Genomic DNA, 15959 nt, shown 5'->3' with positions numbered 1-15959 from the left:
CGCGCCGAACCCGCTCAGCCGCGGACGGGCTCGGCGACCTCCTGGGCGAGCCGGGCGAAAATCGCGCGGACCGAGGCCGCGGTCGCCTCCCGTGCGGCGCCGGCCCGGACCTCGGCCAGGCTCCACATCCAGCTGCGCGGCGGGTCGTCGCGCATGTCCCAGCCGGGGAAGAGGCGGGTCTCGAGGTCATCGGCGTGCAGCAGGGCGACGTCGAGGTGGCGGTCGTCCTGCAGGATGCGGCCGAAGGTGCGGGTGACGGCGGAGCGCGGCCCCTCCAGCAGCTGCACGAAGAGATCGGCGCGGCAGATCAGGGCGCCGGTGATGCCGTTCGCGCGGTTGTGGCGGCGGGCGCTCATCAGGATGTCGTCCAGCGCCTCGGGGCCGAAGCCGAAGGGCCGTGAGGTGTAGATCAACTGCATCAGCCGCATCGCCGCTTCCTTCCCCGCTCGACGGGGATACTGGCAGGTCCCGTGCCGGCATGGCTATGGTCGTGGGTGACGGGGCCTCACACGGCGGTGCGGCCATTTCCCTGTGGCGCGGCAGGGTGCGGGCGGGATATGTCGGCAGGGCGTGACGGTCGGGCGGGTTACGGCGCCATGACGACGGCTTCACGGAACTTGGGAAAGTATTTCCCTTCTTCGGCTAGGGAGGCCCGGGGCGGGAACCCCGCGCAGTCTCGCGCGTCAATCGAAGTCGGGCCCGCGATGGGCCGATTGCTGCGTGATGCAGGGATGAAGGGTGTTGGATGTCGCCAGTGCAGGCGGAGGCGGCAAGAGGTGGCGGCATAGCGCTGGACGCGCATTTCCGCCTGTTGGCCGACCATGCGCCAATGATGATTTGGCACGCGACGCCGGACCGCTCGCGGGCCTTCTTCAACCAGCCCTGGCTGGATTTCACCGGCCGCACGCTGGATGCCGAGCTGGGCTTCGGCTGGGCCGAAGGCCTGCATGACGAGGACCGCGCCCGCTTCGAGGCCGCGGCCGCCGAAGCCTTCGAGGCGCGCAAGCCCTTCTCCATCGACTACCGGCTGCGCCGCCACGACGGCGCTTGGCGCTGGCTGCTCGACACCGCCCGTCCCTTCAGCAAGGACAGCGCCTTCGCCGGCTACTTCGGCTCCTGCGTCGACATCACCGACATGAAGCAGGCGCTCGACGAACGGCGGCGGGCGCTGGCGGAGCGGGAGCTGTTGCTGGCCGAGCTGCATCACCGGGTGAAGAACAACGCCCAGGCGACCACCTCCTTCCTTGGGCTGCAGGCCAGCCGGGCGACCAACCCGGAGGTGGCGGCGGCGCTCCGCGGCGCGGCGATGCGGGTGATGCTGGCGACGCTGGTGCAGGACCGGATGTTCCGCGTGGCCGAAGGCGCCGAGATCGACCTCGGCCCGGAGCTGGCGGCGACGGCGCAGACCGCGCTCGACGTGGTGGCGAAGCCGCGCATCCGGCTGGAGGTGCGGGCCGAGGAGCGGCTGGCGCTGCCGGTTTCGCTGGCAACGCCCCTGGCGCTGATCGTGAACGAGCTGGTCGTCAACTCGGCCCGGCATGCCTTCCCCGACGGCCGTGGCGGCACCGTCCGGCTCGAGCTGCGCCAGGCGGCGCCCGGGCTTGGCGAGCTGGTGGTCTCCGACGACGGGATCGGCCTGCCGGACGGGCAGCAGCGCAACACGCCGGAGGGCTGCCTCGGGCTGCACCTGGTGCCCCGGCTGGCCCGCCAGGCCCATGCCAGCCTGCGGATCGAGAACGACGACGGCACCCGGGTGACCCTGCGCTTCGCCTGCGCCTGAGCCGGCGTCCGCCCAGGATCTGGGCTCGGGGGATGCACCCCGGGGAGGCTTCCCAGGCGGGGTGAGCCCGGCCATATTGCCCAGGCATGGGAACATTGCCGGAACTTTTTGCCGCCTGGTTCGCCGGCCGCGGCTGGACCCCGCGGCCGCACCAGCTCGCCCTGCTGCGGGCCGCGGCGGCGGGCGACTCGGCGCTGCTGATCGCCCCGACCGGCGGCGGCAAGACCCTGGCCGGATTCCTGCCCAGCCTGGTGACCCTGCACCGGACCCCGCGACCGCCCGGGCCGGGCGCGCTGCATACCCTCTACATCTCGCCGCTGAAGGCCCTGGCGGTGGATATCGCCCGCAACCTCATGGCCCCGGTCGAGGACATGGGCCTGCCGATCCGCATCGAGACCCGCACCGGCGACACCCCGCAGAACCGCCGGGCGCGGCAGAAGGACGACCCGCCGCATATCCTGCTGACCACGCCGGAAAGCCTGGAGCTGCTGCTCTCCCAGCCCGAGGCCGGGGAATTCTTCGGCGGCCTCGGCGCGGTGGTGGTGGACGAGATCCATGCCCTGGCCGGCAGCAAGCGCGGCGACCAGCTGGCGCTCGGCCTGGCGCGGCTGGGCCGGCTGGCGCCGGCGGCGCGGCGGGTCGGGCTTTCCGCCACGGTCGCCTGGCCGGAGCCGCTGCGCGCCTTCCTCAGCCCGAGCGGCCGCGCCGGGGATGTGCGCCTGGTGCAGGTCAGGGGCGGCGCCCCGCCCGAGCTCTCCATCACCCTGCCCGAGGGCCGGCTGCCCTGGGGCGGGCACATGGGCCTTGCATCGATGCCCGAGGTCTACCGCCGCATCCGCGAGGCCGGGGTCACCATCGTCTTCGTCAATACCCGGGCGCAGTCCGAGCTCTGCTTCCAGGCGCTGTGGCGGCTGAACGACGACAACCTGCCGATCGCCCTGCACCACGGCTCGCTCACGGTCGAGCAGCGGCGGAAGGTCGAGGCGGCGATGGCCGCGGGGAAGCTGCGGGCGGTGGTGGCGACCGCCTCGCTCGACCTCGGGATCGACTGGGGCAACGTCGACCAGGTGATCCAGGTCGGGGCGCCGAAGGGCGTGGCGCGGCTGCTGCAGCGGGTCGGCCGCGCCAATCACCGGATGGACGAGGCCTCGCGCGCCATACTCGTGCCGGCCAACCGCTTCGAGGTCATCGAATGCACCGCGGCGCTGGAGGCGGTGCGCCACGGCGAGCTGGACGGCGACCCGCCGCGGCCGGGCGGGCTCGACGTGCTGGCGCAGCACGTGCTGGCCATGGCCTGCCACGCGCCCTTCCACCCGGATGAGTTCTTCGCCGAGGTCACCCGGGCGGCGCCCTATGCAACCCTGTCGCGTCGGGACTTCGACGACGTGGTCCGCTTCGTCGAGGACGGCGGCTATGCGCTGAAGGTCTATGAGCGCTTCCGCAAGCTGTTCCGCGATGCCGAGGGCCTGGTGCACGTGCGGGACACCCGCGTGGCGCGGCAGCTGCGGATGAACCTCGGCACCATCGTCGAGACGCCGCTGATCAAGGTGCGCCTCCGCGGCGGGCCGGTGCTGGGCGAGGTCGAGGAATGGTTCGTCTCGACGCTCGTCGCCGGCGACTGCTTCATCTTCGCCGGCCAGACCCTGCGCTTCGAGGCGCTGGACGCGATGAGCGCCGTCGTCTCGCGCGGCGGCGAGGGCGACCCGCGCGTGCCCGCCTATGCCGGCAGCCGCCTGCCGCTCAGCACCTGGCTGGCGGCGCGGGTGCGGGAGATCCTGCACGACCCGCGGAAGTGGCGGCTGCTGCCCCAGCCGGTGCGCGACTGGCTGCGGCTGCAGCAGAAGCAGTCGGCGCTGCCGGAGAAGGACGGCATGCTGGTCGAGACCTTCCCGCGCGGAAGCCGCTGGTTCATGGTCGCCTACTGCTTCGAGGGACGGCTGGCGCATCAGACGCTCGGGATGCTGGTGACCAAGCGGATGGAGCGGCTCGGCTTCGGCCCGCTTGGCTACCTCGCCACCGACTACGTGCTGGCGACCTGGAGCGCCTTCGAGCCCACCGATGTCGCGCAGTTCTTCGAGGAGGACATCCTCGGCGAGGAGCTGGAGGAGTGGATGGCCGAAAGCTCCATGCTCCGCCGCACCTTCCGCAACATCGCGACCATCGCCGGGCTGCTCGAGAAGAACTACCCCGGCCAGGAAAAGCGCCCCCGCCAGATGACCATGAATGCCGACCTGATCTACGACGTGCTGCGCAAGCACGAGCCCGACCACGTGCTGCTGCGGGCGACCCGGCAGGAGGCCGCCGGCGGCCTGACCGACGTGGCCCGCATCGGCCTGGTGCTGGCCCGCGCCAAGGGCCGCATCAAGCACATGGCGCTCGACCGGGTCTCGCCGCTGGCGGTGCCGGCGCTGATCGAGGAGGGCCGCGAATGGGTCGCCGGTGGCGCCGAGGATGCGCTGCTGGCCGAGGCGGAGGCGATGGTCGATGACGTGACCGGCGGGGCGGAGGCCTTCTCCGGCCTGCTGGCCGAGGTGACGGAGGCGGTGCGGGTCCGCGCCGGCATCGTCGACAAGCCGCGCCACCGCGAACGCCGCCCGCGCAACGCCCGCTTCATCCGCACCGCACCGCGCGGCGTGACCGGGGCATGACCGCGGCGCCGATCCATGTCGCCGGCGAGCGGCTGATGCTCGACCCCGCCGGCGTGCTGCACTGGCCGGCCCGGCGCACCCTGGTGGTCGCCGACCTGCACCTGGAGAAGGGCAGCTCCTTCGCTGCCGCAGGCCGCTTCCTGCCGCCCTACGACACGCGCGAGACGCTGGAGCGGCTGGCGCTGCTGCTGCGCCGCTGGCGGCCGGTGCGGATCATCGCGCTGGGCGACAGCTTCCACGACCGCGGCGGCGCCGCCCGGCTGCCGCTGGCCGAGGCCGAGGCGCTGCGGCGGATGCTGGCCGGGCTGGAGATGGTCTGGGTCCTCGGCAACCATGACCCCGACCCGCCGGAAGGGCTGCCGGGGCTGGCGGCGGAGGAGTTCACGGATGGCCGGCTGGTCTTCCGGCATCAGGCGCTGCCGCCCGCCTCCCGCTTCGCGACGCAGCCGGGGGCGGAGATCTCGGGGCATTTCCATCCCAAGGCGACCATGGCGACGCGCGCCGGGGGCATCACCCGGCCCTGCTTCCTCGCCGACGGGCGGCGGGTGATGCTGCCGGCCTTCGGTGCCTTCACCGGTGGGCTCGACGTCCGCGACCCGGCGATCGCCGACCTGTTCCCGCGGGGCGCGCGTGCCTTCCTGCTGGGACGGGAACGGCTGTTCAGCATGCCGACCGGGCCCTGCCGCATGCCGGCGGTGCCGGCGCCGGCAGCGCCCTTCGCCTGAGCGGGGTGGCGCAGGGCGCCGCGGGGCGCCCTGCGTCGGTGTCCGGCCGCGTTGCCGCGGGCTGCTTAGGGGAACAGCACCTGGCTGACGGCGTGGATGATGCCGTTGTTGGCGATGATGTCCGGGCCGACGACCAGCGCGGGCGCCTGCACGTTCAGGCCGCCGGCGCCGAAGCTGCCGGACTGCTGCGCGGGCGCCGGGTTGGTGACGGCGATCTTGCCGCCCTCGTTGGCGACGCGCAGCTCGGCGCCGTTGACCGTTTTGAAGCGGCGGTCGCCGGTGAGGCCCGAGGAGGGCATGGAGCCGGGGACGATGTGGTAGGCGATCAGCTCGCGCAGCCGCAGCGGGTCGACGCTGGTCTGGCTGATGCCGCCGCCGGCGCCCTGCTGCAGCAGGTCGGTCATGCGGGCATTGACCACGTCGAAGGCGGCATCGACCGGGGCGAAGATGGTGACGCCGGCGGTGGAGCGGAGCTGGTCGGTGGCGCCGGCGCGGCCGATGAGTTCGATGAAGCGGTTGAAGCGGCCGTCGGCAGCCAGCGTCTCCATCACGTTGCGGTTCTGCGCCTGGGCGGGGCGCAGGCCCAGTGCCAGCGCCCCGCCGGCGACCGCAGTGGCCAGCAGGTGGCGGCGATTGGCGTGTATCATGAGGCTCTTATCCTTCGTCTTGCAGCGACTGGTTGAGCAGGCCTGATCCAGGCCAACGGAAGAGAAGCGCTCCCGTTCGATTGCGCAACGCGACAGGCCCGCATCGGTTCGCCCGTGTTCACCGCAGGGGGAGGTCGCGTTTTATCGGGGAAGACCTAAATGGGAGCGATGCACAGCTCATCGCCGCCGGCACTCGTTTGGTTCCGCCAGGACCTCCGCCTCGCCGACAACCCTGCCCTGGCGGCCGCGACCGGAGGCCTGGCCGCGGCCCGCCGCATCCTGCCGGTCTATGTCCTGGATCCGGATGCCGCCGGCCGCTGGGCACCGGGCGGTGCCGGGCGCTGGTGGCTGCATTATTCCCTCGAATCGCTCGGCCGGTCGCTCGCGGCATGCGGGGCGCCGCTGCTGCTGGTGCGCGGCCGGGCGGAGATCGTCATCCCCGCCCTGGCCGATGCGGTCGGCGCGGCGGAGGTCTTCGCCGGGCGGCTGTACGAGCCCTGGGCGCGCGAGCGCGACCAGCGGATCGCCGAGGCGCTTGAGGCGGCGGGACGGCAGCTGCGGCTGTCGACCTCCTCGCTGCTGCGGGAGCCGACGCAGGTCAGGAGCGGCAGCGGCAAGCCCTACGCCGTCTACACGCCCTTCGCCAAGGCGATGGCCGCCATGGGCGGGCCGGCGGCGCCGCTGCCGGCCCCGGAGCGGTTGCAGGGCCTGGAGGCGCCGCCGCCGGGCGAGGCGCTGGCGGATTGGGCGCTGCTCCCCCGCCGTGGCTGGGCCGACGCCTTCGCCACCGTCTGGACCCCGGGCGAGGCCGGCGCGACGGCGCGGCTGGCGGAGTTCGCGGCGGGGCCGGTGCGGCAGTACGCGGCGCGGCGCAACGACCCCGGCGTCGACGGCTCCTCCGGCCTGTCGCCGCACCTGCACTGGGGCGAGATCTCGCCGCGCCAGGTCTGGGCGGCGGTGCAGGCGGCGATGCCGGGCGAGGTCGTGCCGGGCGCGCCGGCCTGGACGTTCCTGTCGGAGGTGCTGTGGCGGGAGTTCTCCTACCATGTCCTGTGGCACCGGCCGGGTCTGCCGGAGGCGCCGCTGCGCCAGCGCTACGCCGCCTTCCCCTGGGCGCCGGACGCGGCGTTGCTGCGGGCCTGGGAGCGGGGGCGGACCGGCTATCCGATCGTCGATGCCGGGATGCGCCAGCTCTGGCGGCACGGCTGGATGCACAACCGGGTGCGGATGATCGCCGCCTCCCTGCTGGTGAAGCACCTGCTGCAGCCCTGGCAGCACGGGGCGGCCTGGTTCTGGGACACGCTGGTGGATGCCGACCTCGCCGCCAATAGCGCCGGCTGGCAGTGGGTGGCCGGGTCGGGCAGCGACGCGGCGCCCTACTTCCGGGTCTTCAACCCGATCCTGCAGGGGGAGAAGTTCGACCCCTCCGGACGCTATGTCCGTCGCTTCGTGCCGGAGCTGGCGAAGCTGCCCGACCGCTACCTGCACCGCCCCTGGGAGGCGCCGGAGCCAGCGCTGCGCGAGGCCGGGCTGATCCTGGACCGGGACTATCCCCGGCCGGTGGTCGAGCATGCCGAGGGGCGCCGGCGGGCGTTGGAGGCCCTCGCCCAGATGGTCACCGCGGCCGAAGCCCAGGCCGAAGGCGCGGCAGCCTGATGCCGGCGGTCCAGGCCGACCTCCGGGCCCGCGGCTTCGTCGGCCTGCGGGTCGTGGGCGACGTGCATGGCGACGCGGCCGCCTTCGAGCATGCCGTGGCGGGGGCGGAGGCGGCCGGCCTGTTTCTGCTGCAACTCGGCGACCTGACCGACCACGGGCCGGACAGCCCGGACGTGCTGCGGCGGATGTTCGCGCTGCTGGAGACCCGGCGGGGGCGCTTTCTGCTGGGTAACCACGACCACAAGCTGCGCCGCGCGCTGCTCGGCCAGCGGGTGCGCATGACGGCGGAGGGGCTGGGGCGGACGCTGGCGCAGCTCGCCGCAGCACCGGACGGGCCGGCGCTGACCGCCCGCGCCATCGCCGAGATCGGCACGGCGCCCGCCTGGCTGCGGCTGGGCCAGTGGCTCTTCGTGCACGGCGGCTGGCACCCGCGGATGCTGCGGGAGCCCTCCCCGCCGCAGGCCGGGGCACAGAAGCCGGATCCGCTGCTGTCGCGGGCGCTGTTCGGCCAGGTGACCGGGCGCATGATGCCGGACGGCTTCCCCGAGCGGCTGCACGACTGGGTGGACCGCATCCCCGCCGGCTTCACCCTCTACTGCGGGCACGAGCGCCGGGCGACCGACGGGCGGCCCTTCGTGCAGGCGGGCGAAGGCGGCGGGCGCGCGGTCTTCCTCGACACCGGGGCGGGCAAGGGCGGCCACCTGTCCTGGATCGACCTCCCCTTCTGAGGCGGCGCGGCGTCAGGCGGCCTCGGCGAGCAGCGCCGGGAGGTCGAGGCGGCGGCTGAACATCGCCAGCCCGCCACCGGCATCCCGCGGCCATTCGGCCTCGGCGCGGTCGCGGTAGAGCTCGACGCCGTTGCCATCGGGGTCGCGGAGGTAGATCGCCTCGGAGACGCCGTGGTCGGAGGCGCCCTCCAGCGCGATGCCGGCATCCAGCACCCGTTTCAGCGCGGCGCCGAGGGCGGCGCGATCGGGATAGAGCAGGGCGACATGGTAGAGGCCGGTGGTGCCCGCGGCCGGCCAGTCCCCCCCGGCGCTGTCCCAGGTGTTCAGGGCGATGTGGTGGTGGTAGCCGCCGGCGGCGAGGAAAGCGGCCTGGTCGCCCATGCGCTGGGTGATGCCGAGGCCGATGACCCCGTGCCAGAAGGCCAGGGCGCGGTCGAGCCTGGCGACCTTCAGGTGGACGTGGCCGATGCGCAGGCCGGGATGGGCCGGCATGGCGGCGGCGGGGGCGGGCTGCGGGGCATCGGCCATGGGAATCTCCTGTGCCGGCAGGATGGGGCCTCCGGCCCGCCGGAGCCAATCACCGGATGCGATGATGGTCATGCGGCGGAATTGGCGATGGCGGCGGGTCGCCCCGCCGCCATCGCCTCAGTCACCGCAACCCTGGAGGGTCAGACCGCGAGGCGGCGCTCGACGATCTGGGTCTTCATGCTCTTCTGCAGCTTCTCGAAGGCGCGGACCTCGATCTGGCGAACCCGCTCCCGGCTGATGGCATACTGCTGGGAGAGTTCCTCCAGCGTGGTCGGCTCGTCCTTCAGCCGGCGCTCGATCAGGATATGGCGCTCGCGCTCGTTCAGGGTCTTCAGCGCCTCGCCGAGCAGCATGCGGCGGTTCGAGAGATCCTGGCGATCGGCCAGCTCGTTCTCCTGGGTCTCGCCCTCGTCGACCAGCCAATCCTGCCATTCGCCCTCGCTGTCGGCGCGGACGGGGGCATTCAGGCTGTGGTCGGGCGAGGCGAGGCGGCGGTTCATCGAGACCACGTCCTGCTCCGGCACGGCCAGGACGCGGGCGATCTTCTCCACCTGCTCGGGCTTCAGGTCGCCGTCCTCGAGCGCGGCCATCTGGCCCTTCAAGCGACGAAGATTGAAGAAGAGCTTTTTCTGGGCAGCCGTCGTCCCCATCTTCACCAGCGACCAACTGTGAAGGATGTATTCCTGGATGGCGGCACGGATCCACCACATGGCATAGGTCGCCAGGCGGAAGCCACGCTCCGGGTCGAAGCGCTTCACCGCCTGCATCATGCCGACGTTGCCCTCGGAGATCAGCTCGCCCACCGGCAGGCCGTAGCCGCGATAGCCCATGGCGATCTTGGCGACGAGGCGGAGATGGCTGGTGACGAGCTTGTGCGCGGCCCGTTCGTCGCCGCTCTCCTTCCAACGCTTGGCGAGGGAGAGTTCCTCCTCCGGCGCCAGCATGGGGAATTTGCGGATCTCCTGCAGATAGCGGGAGAGGTTGCCCTCTGGGGCGATCGGAATGACCGAGCTGGAAGCCATAACGGGTATCTGCCTCCTGCGCTGGTGGACCTCCCCGTGACGGCGGGATCCGGCTCAGCGATGAAATCTGGCAGTCTGAACGTCCGCCGGGCCCACCCGACCGCGCCTGCCCCGGTCACGACGAGGCGAGCAAGGCTTTAGCAGTGGGTCATCGGCACCCGTCGAACGCTGCCGACCGCTTTTTAGCAAAGGTGGTGCCCGGAGGCAACAAAAACCGACCGTGCAGGTTGGTTACTCCCGGTTACGGTCCAGCATTCCCAGCAATCCCGCGAAATCCGCCGGCGGCGGCACCGAGAAGCTGAGCGGCTGTCCGGTCACCGGATGGCGGAAGCCCAGCGTCGCGGCATGCAACGCCTGACGCGGAAAGGCCAGCAGCGTGGACCGGGCCGGTTCGGCCAGCAGCTTCGCCGCGCCCGGAGTCCGCCGAAGATACACCGGATCCCCCACCAGAGGGTGGCCGATCTCCGTGAGGTGCACCCGGATCTGATGCGTCCGGCCGGTCGCCAACTTGCAGCGGAGCAGGGCGCAGGCGGTGCCCCAGGCGCGTTGGGTGGCGTAGTGGGTGAGCGCATGCTTGCCGTTGCGGGCGACCACGGCCATGCGCTTGCGATCGGCGGGGTGGCGGCCGATGTCGCCCCTCACCTCCCCGCTCAACGGCTGCGGCAGGCCCCAGACCAGCGCCAAGTATTCGCGGTCCAGGTCGCGGCTGGCGAAGGTCTCCGACAGGCTGCGCAGCGCCTGCTCGGTCTTGGCCACGACCATGACGCCGGAGGTGTCCTTGTCGAGGCGGTGCACGATGCCCGGGCGCTTCTCGCCGCCGATGCCCGGCAGATCCTCCCCGGCATGGGCCAGCAGGGCGTTCACCAGGGTGCCGTCCTGGTTTCCGGGCGCGGGATGGACGACGAGGCCGGCCGGCTTGTCGAGGACGATCAGGTCGCGGTCCTCGAAGAGGATGGTCAGCGGGATGTCCTGCGGCAGGGGGATCGCGGCGACGGCGGCGGGGATGCGGACGGCGTAGGTACTGCCCGGGCGGCTCGCCTCGGAGGCATCGCGCATCGGCACCCCGTCCCGGCTGACCGCCCCCTCGATGATCAGCGCCTTGACGCGGGAGCGGGAGAGCGAACCTATCGCCTCCGCGAGGAAACGGTCCACGCGCAGGCCGGCATGGTCCGGGCCGGCGACGACTGTCAGGGTTTCGGCAGAGGGAGGGGTATCGGTGGCTGCGCTCAAGGTCATGGTCATTGTGATGGGGGTGCTGATCATCGGCGGCACCGTGACCCTGGTTGCGATGCTCGTCCAGCGTGCCGGCGGGGGTGCGGCGGGCAGCAGCTGGCAGGCGGCGCTGGCCCAGCCCGAGGGCGCGCGAATCGCCGGCATCGCCGGCACCGACGGCGGCATCGGGGTCTGGGTCCAACGGCCGGACGGCGACCGGGTGGTCGTGGTGGAGCCGAAGCTCGGCAAGGTCATCGGCGAAATCCGGCTGGGCCGGTGAGCCGGACGGGCGGCGGCGTGCCGGACAAGATCTGCGCGGGCTGCGGCCGGCCCTTTGCCTGGCGGAAGAAATGGGCCCGCTGCTGGGAGGAGGTCAGGTACTGCTCGGCCGCCTGCCGGGAGGGCCGGTACCAGGCGGCGACGGCGGCGGCAGAAAAACGGCGGAAGGGTGCTTGATCCCCCGGCGCTCTGAGGGTAGAAGGCGCGCCTTGCCGGGTCCCCATCGTCTAGAGGCCTAGGACACCGCCCTCTCACGGCGGTAACAGGGGTTCGAATCCCCTTGGGGACGCCATCAGGCGTTTATCGAGCAATATCATTCGCTTAGGTCTGTCGGATTGGCGCAGATCGTAGCATCATTTTGTAGCGGCCTCCGCTGCAATCCAGTGTCGGGCTTTACAGGTGCAGCCTTGTCTAGCTGGCGACGGCGGTTTCGAGCCTGTAGCCCTGACCCAAAGTGTTCGCCGGAAGCCCTATCCCGATCTCCTGCGATGGATGTATTTAAAATTCATCTGCACATTCAGGCTTGACATTAGTTTGGCCTAAGGCCCGGTGACCGGATTCCTATACCAACTCCAAGTTGCTGGTTTTTCCAGATATAGATACTTGTTGTGGAACCAAAGGCTTGCGGTCAAGATGACTCAGTCAAAGTGTTTTACCATATACTACGTGGAATTTAATCAACCATTGAATTCCAATTAACCAGACCTGATATATCTCTAGGAAGAAAATTAGCCGACTGATTAAAACTGGAAATTATCCTCGACACAATTGTTCACTTTGCCGACATCGTCGGCAAAAACCCAATAATAGTCGGTTTTTTGGTGCGATACATATTTCAGCCAAAAGGATCTTCGTATGCCAAGCGCCCGCAAACTGACGGCTGAATTTCTTGGAACATTATGGCTAGTTTTGGGAGGCTGCGGTAGCGCGGTGATCGCCGCCGCGTTTCCCGAAGTAGGTATTGGACTTCTTGGCGTGTCAGCCGCCTTCGGACTCACAGTTTTAACAATGGCGTTCGCGATTGGGCACATTTCAGGTTGCCATTTGAATCCCGCCGTCACCCTTGGCTTGGTCGCAGCCGGACGTTTCGAGGCAAGACGGGCTCCCGGCTACATTGCTGCACAGGTCGCCGGAGGCATCGTCGGCGCCTTTATTCTGTACTATATCGCCAATGGCAAAACAGGTTTTGATGCAGTCGTTTCGGGTTTTGCCTCCAATGGGTACGGTGAACATAGCCCAGGCGGCTACGACTTCGGCTCCGCTTTCTTAACCGAAGCGGTGATGACGGCTTTCTTCTTAGCCATCATCTTGGGGTCAACGTCCGAACGGGCACCAAAAGGCTTTGCCCCGATTGCGATCGGTCTTGGGCTGACGTTGGTGCATTTGATCAGCATCCCGATCACTAATACTAGCGTAAACCCGGCTCGCAGTACCGGCCCCGCTCTGTTTCAGGGTGGCTGGGCCATTGGTCAACTATGGATGTTCTGGATCGCTCCAATCCTAGGAGCCGTGGTGGCCGGGTTTGTCGCGCGGTGGCTTGGCGCGGAAGATAACGATGCCGACCGCGAGGCCGCGGTTAGGCAAGCGCGGTCTACCCCTGGTGAGTCGTTGGCCCCAGCGCCTGCACGCGAGCCCAGGTAGCGTTGCAGTCGTGGATGTGTAGCTAGTCCATCAGCCATGCATCCGCCAGTGGCCCGAATGTGGGGAGGGCGCATTCGGGCCATCCTGGTTTATGGAATCGACAAGTCAAAGCTAATAACAGAAAAGCATGTACCGAACCGTGCGAGGTAAGTTACATGATTTGATGCTGATGTTCTTCGTCTTTGTCATGGGGACTTTGGGCGTTTTTGCCTCAACTAGCTTAATGTTTGTTTTCGGATATATTTACTATTTTATCTTAGTCTGAGTTGTGACGACGACCTCACCTTCTCAGGTTTAGTTGGGCACTGACTGGCAGGCGCATCAGTCAAACTTGGCTTAGAGCAAGTGCCCGATAGGACGAGACACAGTCTAAGAGTCCGTCAGAAATTTTTCGAAGCGGCGACAAGCGGATAAGTGAAGGAAAGCAAGTCCAGCTTCATTCAATGCTTCGCAATAGCCTTAACGAAAAAACAGGAGGTTCATCCGCAGCGTGTAAAATTCCACCCTATCGGCTTTTGACCCGCGCCTCTTCGTAGCTGGCGACGACGCGCTTTGGCGCAACTTCTCGCCAGCGACGTTTCAGGAACGGCAAAAGCCGTTCGGATTCCAAGGTTGCCAATCGGGCAAGAACAGCCGGGTACCCCTCATAATGGGGAGTAATATGAAAGACTTGAGAGTCTATTTCAATTAGTACTGCGCGTTCGTCCGGTGGGACACTTAGGAGAACGAGGCTGTCATCTTCGGTGAGCAGACGTGTCACGAGCCTGCCTCTCACTTTGAGGGCGGGTGTGCCGTAGGAGGTGGAAGCCTCCATTCCGGGCAGTTGCAATCCGATTGCGAGCGCGTCGTCCCAAGTCATACCCAATCTACCGCTGATCGAAGCTGAGGATGAAAGCCTATTCACAGTCGAAACCGGTTATCAACCAAGGCTATTAGTATGATAAGACACAGGTTGATCCCGGACGGACACTAAGACAAAAGTTAGTGCCCAATGACACCAAGTGCACACCCGACCAGTGCAGCGACACAGACGGAAGATACAAGCTGTTACTGCCTACCTCGTGGTGGACAGGTACGACTTCGCTGGCGCCTGCATCTTCCGAAAGGGTCTGAGTATTAAAGTGAAGCACCCTCCACAAACGCGACTTGGGACCGCGTGGTTTCCATCCTCAACTTGAGTAGCGGAGCATACTCAGGGCTGCCGTAAAATTGCTTGGCGACTTCGAGCGAAGGGAACTCGATGACTACAAAGCGATCGAAGCCCAACTCGCCCTCCAACGGGTGAACCGCTCCAGCGCGGACGAGAAAGCGTCCCCCATACTGCGTGACGACGCCGGGCACCTGCGCCCGGTAAGGCGGGTAACGCTCAGGATCGGTGACTGTGATGTTGGCGATTAGGTAGGCTGTCATGTCGTATCCTCCCAAGGCCAAGCACCGTGTACTAGGAACAGGTTATTCAGGTGACTATGGGCTTAGCCAAGACCATACTTGCATGCTTCTTTACCGAAAACATAGGGTGGTTAGGGTGTTGATATCCATGCCCCGGCGGTTCCTTCACCCATGGGTTAGGGTTGGCTGAATGGACTGCAAACGCCATTCATCGGCGAACGGTAGGCGACGGTGCCACCTGCCACGTACGAGCGTTCTGGCCATTCGCCCATCTTGACACGCATCCGAGGGGTCTGAATCGACTATTTTTGAGAATGCACTAGTGCGTAAGGATTAGGAAAAAGGCATTTCGGAAGCCATTATAGTGTGCCTCAGGGGTATCATCGACCACCACCGGTCAGGGCAGCCATAAACGCCCGCCACGATCTCTAAATCGGCTTCTGTATGGGAGTGGCCTCCTGGCATACGGAGGCGCAGGGGTGGGCTTGGGCTCAGGGGGTACCCCCGATATCTCATACACCCAGGCTCCGGAAAACCGCGGACTTAGCGCGCAACCACTGCGCAAAGCGCGGCTCTAATTAGCTTGACGTAGCGCCAGCTTTTTGCCCATGTTGGAGGTCAGGATTTGGGGTGTTCCCGATCTTGTACTCTGTACCGCAACCGGTACCCATACCCCCTTTGCAATCATATTGGCGACGTCGAACCCATAACGCGGGCGATGCGACCAATTCCGCATGTTCAACCTTTAACAGCCCCCTCGGGGGTGAGCGATGAATCATGCTTGATGATATCAAGGTACTACCGAATACCGACGCCGACGACGATTGGGATGATTTCCTTAATGGTATTAGTAGGCTCCCCGGAGGGGGGGCGTATAGAGATAAGGATAATTTAGAGGATTCTTTTTCTCCTATCACTCCAAGTGTTTTGGACAAACCGGAAGAAGAAGCATCCAAACACATTCTTAGCTTGGATTATCAACCTGAAAGGGAAAACAATCCGACTCTTAAACCGAAAGAGCGACAAGCGAAGGAATGGCTGTTTTTGGCTAAAGCGACGAAGCCGCTATCTCCAAGGTCTGCGGCGGCCTTTGCCGAACCGGTGCCATCGGTTAGGCCGCCTTCCAACCTGCGTCGACCGGGTGGGTTCGCCCTTGCCCCTGACCGGCTTGAGTTAAAGCAAGTCGCAGCTTCAAAACTGTTGAGCCTGCATCGGACGCCATTGACGCCCGCTGCGGAGGCTTTCACTGCCGAGGTCATTCGTAAGATTTGCCGCGCTGAGGCCTACAAAGGTTTGCGGCAAAGAAGGCGTAGCGAAAGCGCCCAACGGCAGTTCCATCAGGCAACAGGGGCTCTCGTCGCCAACCTCCTGGGAGCGTGGTCCTGCACGCCTCCCGCCGCTACCTCCCGCACGCTGAACGTCCATAGCTTCACCGGGGAGGACGTAGGCCGAAGGTCTTTCTTGGCAGCTTTAGGCGGGATGAAGGCGGCTGGACTGATCCAACAGCGGCAAGGCGGGCGTTCCAAGGATGGGCAAGCGGGCATCGTTTCAAGGTTTTGGCCTGACAACCGCTTCCTCAACTGCGGATTCCGACGAAGGCGGCCACCAATTCCAATCTCATCGCGGCCACCATTCCAATCTGATGGCGGCCAGGCCCGATCATCCTCGCAGGTCGGTTTTGCTCATGTCATGGTCAGGTAATCA

The 15959-nt window shown here is 67.2% G+C and carries 16 protein-coding genes and 1 tRNA gene; 10 read left to right on the top strand and 7 right to left on the bottom strand.

Annotation, left to right across the window (positions count from 1 at the left end; all coding sequences use genetic code 11):
• Positions 1 to 14: 14 nt before the first annotated feature.
• The gene (locus QWZ14_RS11645) at positions 15 to 428 is read right to left on the bottom strand and encodes a BLUF domain-containing protein (protein WP_290316830.1); all 414 of its coding nucleotides are present in this window, start codon (positions 426 to 428) and stop codon (positions 15 to 17) included.
• A gap of 317 nt (positions 429 to 745) precedes the next feature.
• Between QWZ14_RS11645 and QWZ14_RS11640 the strand changes: the two genes are divergently transcribed.
• The 3 genes from QWZ14_RS11640 (at position 746) to pdeM (ending at position 5153) form a co-directional block, all read left to right on the top strand.
• The gene (locus QWZ14_RS11640) at positions 746 to 1780 is read left to right on the top strand and encodes a sensor histidine kinase (RefSeq protein ID WP_290316829.1); all 1035 of its coding nucleotides are present in this window, start codon (positions 746 to 748) and stop codon (positions 1778 to 1780) included.
• A gap of 86 nt (positions 1781 to 1866) precedes the next feature.
• A complete protein-coding gene (locus QWZ14_RS11635) occupies positions 1867 to 4428 on the top strand; it encodes a ligase-associated DNA damage response DEXH box helicase (RefSeq protein WP_290316828.1) in 2562 nt (853 codons plus the stop codon).
• Entirely contained in the window at positions 4425 to 5153 is a 729-nt protein-coding gene (gene pdeM, locus QWZ14_RS11630; protein ID WP_290316827.1) for a ligase-associated DNA damage response endonuclease PdeM, read from the top strand. The genes QWZ14_RS11635 and pdeM overlap by 4 nt, the downstream gene beginning before the upstream one ends.
• Positions 5154 to 5218: 65 nt before the next feature.
• On the opposite strand, the gene QWZ14_RS11625 is transcribed toward pdeM, so the two are convergent.
• Entirely contained in the window at positions 5219 to 5800 is a 582-nt protein-coding gene (locus QWZ14_RS11625) for a fasciclin domain-containing protein (RefSeq protein ID WP_290316826.1), read from the bottom strand.
• A gap of 159 nt (positions 5801 to 5959) precedes the next feature.
• Between QWZ14_RS11625 and QWZ14_RS11620 the strand changes: the two genes are divergently transcribed.
• Positions 5960 to 7456, top strand: a complete 1497-nt coding sequence (locus QWZ14_RS11620; RefSeq protein ID WP_290316825.1) for a cryptochrome/photolyase family protein — start codon at positions 5960 to 5962, stop codon at positions 7454 to 7456.
• Positions 7456 to 8184, top strand: a complete 729-nt coding sequence (locus tag QWZ14_RS11615) for a metallophosphoesterase (protein ID WP_290316824.1) — start codon at positions 7456 to 7458, stop codon at positions 8182 to 8184. Before QWZ14_RS11620 ends, QWZ14_RS11615 begins: the two co-directional genes overlap by 1 nt.
• 12 nt (positions 8185 to 8196) lie before the next feature.
• On the opposite strand, the gene QWZ14_RS11610 is transcribed toward QWZ14_RS11615, so the two are convergent.
• The 3 genes from QWZ14_RS11610 to QWZ14_RS11600 form a co-directional block, all read right to left on the bottom strand.
• On the bottom strand, positions 8197 to 8712 hold the full coding sequence (locus QWZ14_RS11610; protein WP_290316823.1) for a VOC family protein: 516 nt from the start codon (positions 8710 to 8712) through the stop codon (positions 8197 to 8199).
• Positions 8713 to 8852: 140 nt separating this feature from the next.
• Complete coding sequence (gene rpoH, locus QWZ14_RS11605) at positions 8853 to 9734, bottom strand: RNA polymerase sigma factor RpoH (RefSeq protein ID WP_290316822.1); 882 nt, start codon at positions 9732 to 9734, stop codon at positions 8853 to 8855.
• A 231-nt stretch (positions 9735 to 9965) separates the two neighbouring features.
• Entirely contained in the window at positions 9966 to 10970 is a 1005-nt protein-coding gene (locus QWZ14_RS11600) for an RluA family pseudouridine synthase (protein ID WP_377750283.1), read from the bottom strand.
• Between QWZ14_RS11600 and QWZ14_RS11595 the strand changes: the two genes are divergently transcribed.
• The 4 genes from QWZ14_RS11595 to aqpZ all read left to right on the top strand — a co-directional run bounded on the left by QWZ14_RS11595 (position 10951) and on the right by aqpZ (position 12866).
• Positions 10951 to 11226: a DUF6476 family protein gene (locus QWZ14_RS11595; protein ID WP_290316821.1), complete on the top strand. Its 276-nt coding sequence runs from the start codon at positions 10951 to 10953 to the stop codon at positions 11224 to 11226. The two genes, QWZ14_RS11600 and QWZ14_RS11595, sit on opposite strands and share 20 nt — an antisense overlap.
• Positions 11223 to 11402, top strand: a complete 180-nt coding sequence (locus QWZ14_RS11590) for a DUF2256 domain-containing protein (RefSeq protein WP_290316820.1) — start codon at positions 11223 to 11225, stop codon at positions 11400 to 11402. The genes QWZ14_RS11595 and QWZ14_RS11590 overlap by 4 nt, the downstream gene beginning before the upstream one ends.
• 39 nt (positions 11403 to 11441) lie before the next feature.
• Positions 11442 to 11517 (top strand) — tRNA-Glu (locus QWZ14_RS11585).
• A 563-nt stretch (positions 11518 to 12080) separates the two neighbouring features.
• Entirely contained in the window at positions 12081 to 12866 is a 786-nt protein-coding gene (gene aqpZ, locus QWZ14_RS11580; protein ID WP_290316819.1) for an aquaporin Z, read from the top strand.
• Between the two features lie 505 nt (positions 12867 to 13371).
• On the opposite strand, the gene QWZ14_RS11575 is transcribed toward aqpZ, so the two are convergent.
• Positions 13372 to 13725: an MmcQ/YjbR family DNA-binding protein gene (locus QWZ14_RS11575; RefSeq protein ID WP_290316818.1), complete on the bottom strand. Its 354-nt coding sequence runs from the start codon at positions 13723 to 13725 to the stop codon at positions 13372 to 13374.
• Positions 13726 to 13982: 257 nt separating this feature from the next.
• Complete coding sequence (locus QWZ14_RS11570) at positions 13983 to 14276, bottom strand: DUF1330 domain-containing protein (RefSeq protein WP_290316817.1); 294 nt, start codon at positions 14274 to 14276, stop codon at positions 13983 to 13985.
• Positions 14277 to 15032: 756 nt separating this feature from the next.
• Between QWZ14_RS11570 and QWZ14_RS11565 the strand changes: the two genes are divergently transcribed.
• Entirely contained in the window at positions 15033 to 15956 is a 924-nt protein-coding gene (locus QWZ14_RS11565; protein WP_290316816.1) for a hypothetical protein, read from the top strand.
• Positions 15957 to 15959 lie beyond the last annotated feature (3 nt).

This window comes from Paeniroseomonas aquatica, from assembly GCF_030409335.1.
GTDB classification, from domain to species: Bacteria; Pseudomonadota; Alphaproteobacteria; order Acetobacterales; family Acetobacteraceae; genus Belnapia; species Belnapia aquatica.
This window is presented reverse-complemented; position numbering and strand designations above follow the sequence as displayed.

What these genes read in the sequence shown, in the direction of transcription:
- QWZ14_RS11625 (WP_290316826.1), bottom strand. Translation starts at nt 5,800, where the DNA reads ATGATACACGCCAATCGCCGCCACCTGCTGGCCACTGCGGTCGCCGGC.
- QWZ14_RS11620 (WP_290316825.1), top strand. Translation starts at nt 5,960, where the DNA reads ATGGGAGCGATGCACAGCTCATCGCCGCCGGCACTCGTTTGGTTCCGC.
- aqpZ (WP_290316819.1), top strand. Translation starts at nt 12,081, where the DNA reads ATGCCAAGCGCCCGCAAACTGACGGCTGAATTTCTTGGAACATTATGG.
- rpoH (WP_290316822.1), bottom strand. Translation starts at nt 9,734, where the DNA reads ATGGCTTCCAGCTCGGTCATTCCGATCGCCCCAGAGGGCAACCTCTCC.
- QWZ14_RS11635 (WP_290316828.1), top strand. Translation starts at nt 1,867, where the DNA reads ATGGGAACATTGCCGGAACTTTTTGCCGCCTGGTTCGCCGGCCGCGGC.
- QWZ14_RS11600 (WP_377750283.1), bottom strand. Translation starts at nt 10,970, where the DNA reads ATGACCTTGAGCGCAGCCACCGATACCCCTCCCTCTGCCGAAACCCTG.
- QWZ14_RS11570 (WP_290316817.1), bottom strand. Translation starts at nt 14,276, where the DNA reads ATGACAGCCTACCTAATCGCCAACATCACAGTCACCGATCCTGAGCGT.
- QWZ14_RS11610 (WP_290316823.1), bottom strand. Translation starts at nt 8,712, where the DNA reads ATGGCCGATGCCCCGCAGCCCGCCCCCGCCGCCGCCATGCCGGCCCAT.
- QWZ14_RS11565 (WP_290316816.1), top strand. Translation starts at nt 15,033, where the DNA reads ATGCTTGATGATATCAAGGTACTACCGAATACCGACGCCGACGACGAT.
- QWZ14_RS11645 (WP_290316830.1), bottom strand. Translation starts at nt 428, where the DNA reads ATGCGGCTGATGCAGTTGATCTACACCTCACGGCCCTTCGGCTTCGGC.
- QWZ14_RS11575 (WP_290316818.1), bottom strand. Translation starts at nt 13,725, where the DNA reads ATGACTTGGGACGACGCGCTCGCAATCGGATTGCAACTGCCCGGAATG.
- QWZ14_RS11640 (WP_290316829.1), top strand. Translation starts at nt 746, where the DNA reads ATGTCGCCAGTGCAGGCGGAGGCGGCAAGAGGTGGCGGCATAGCGCTG.
- pdeM (WP_290316827.1), top strand. Translation starts at nt 4,425, where the DNA reads ATGACCGCGGCGCCGATCCATGTCGCCGGCGAGCGGCTGATGCTCGAC.
- QWZ14_RS11615 (WP_290316824.1), top strand. Translation starts at nt 7,456, where the DNA reads ATGCCGGCGGTCCAGGCCGACCTCCGGGCCCGCGGCTTCGTCGGCCTG.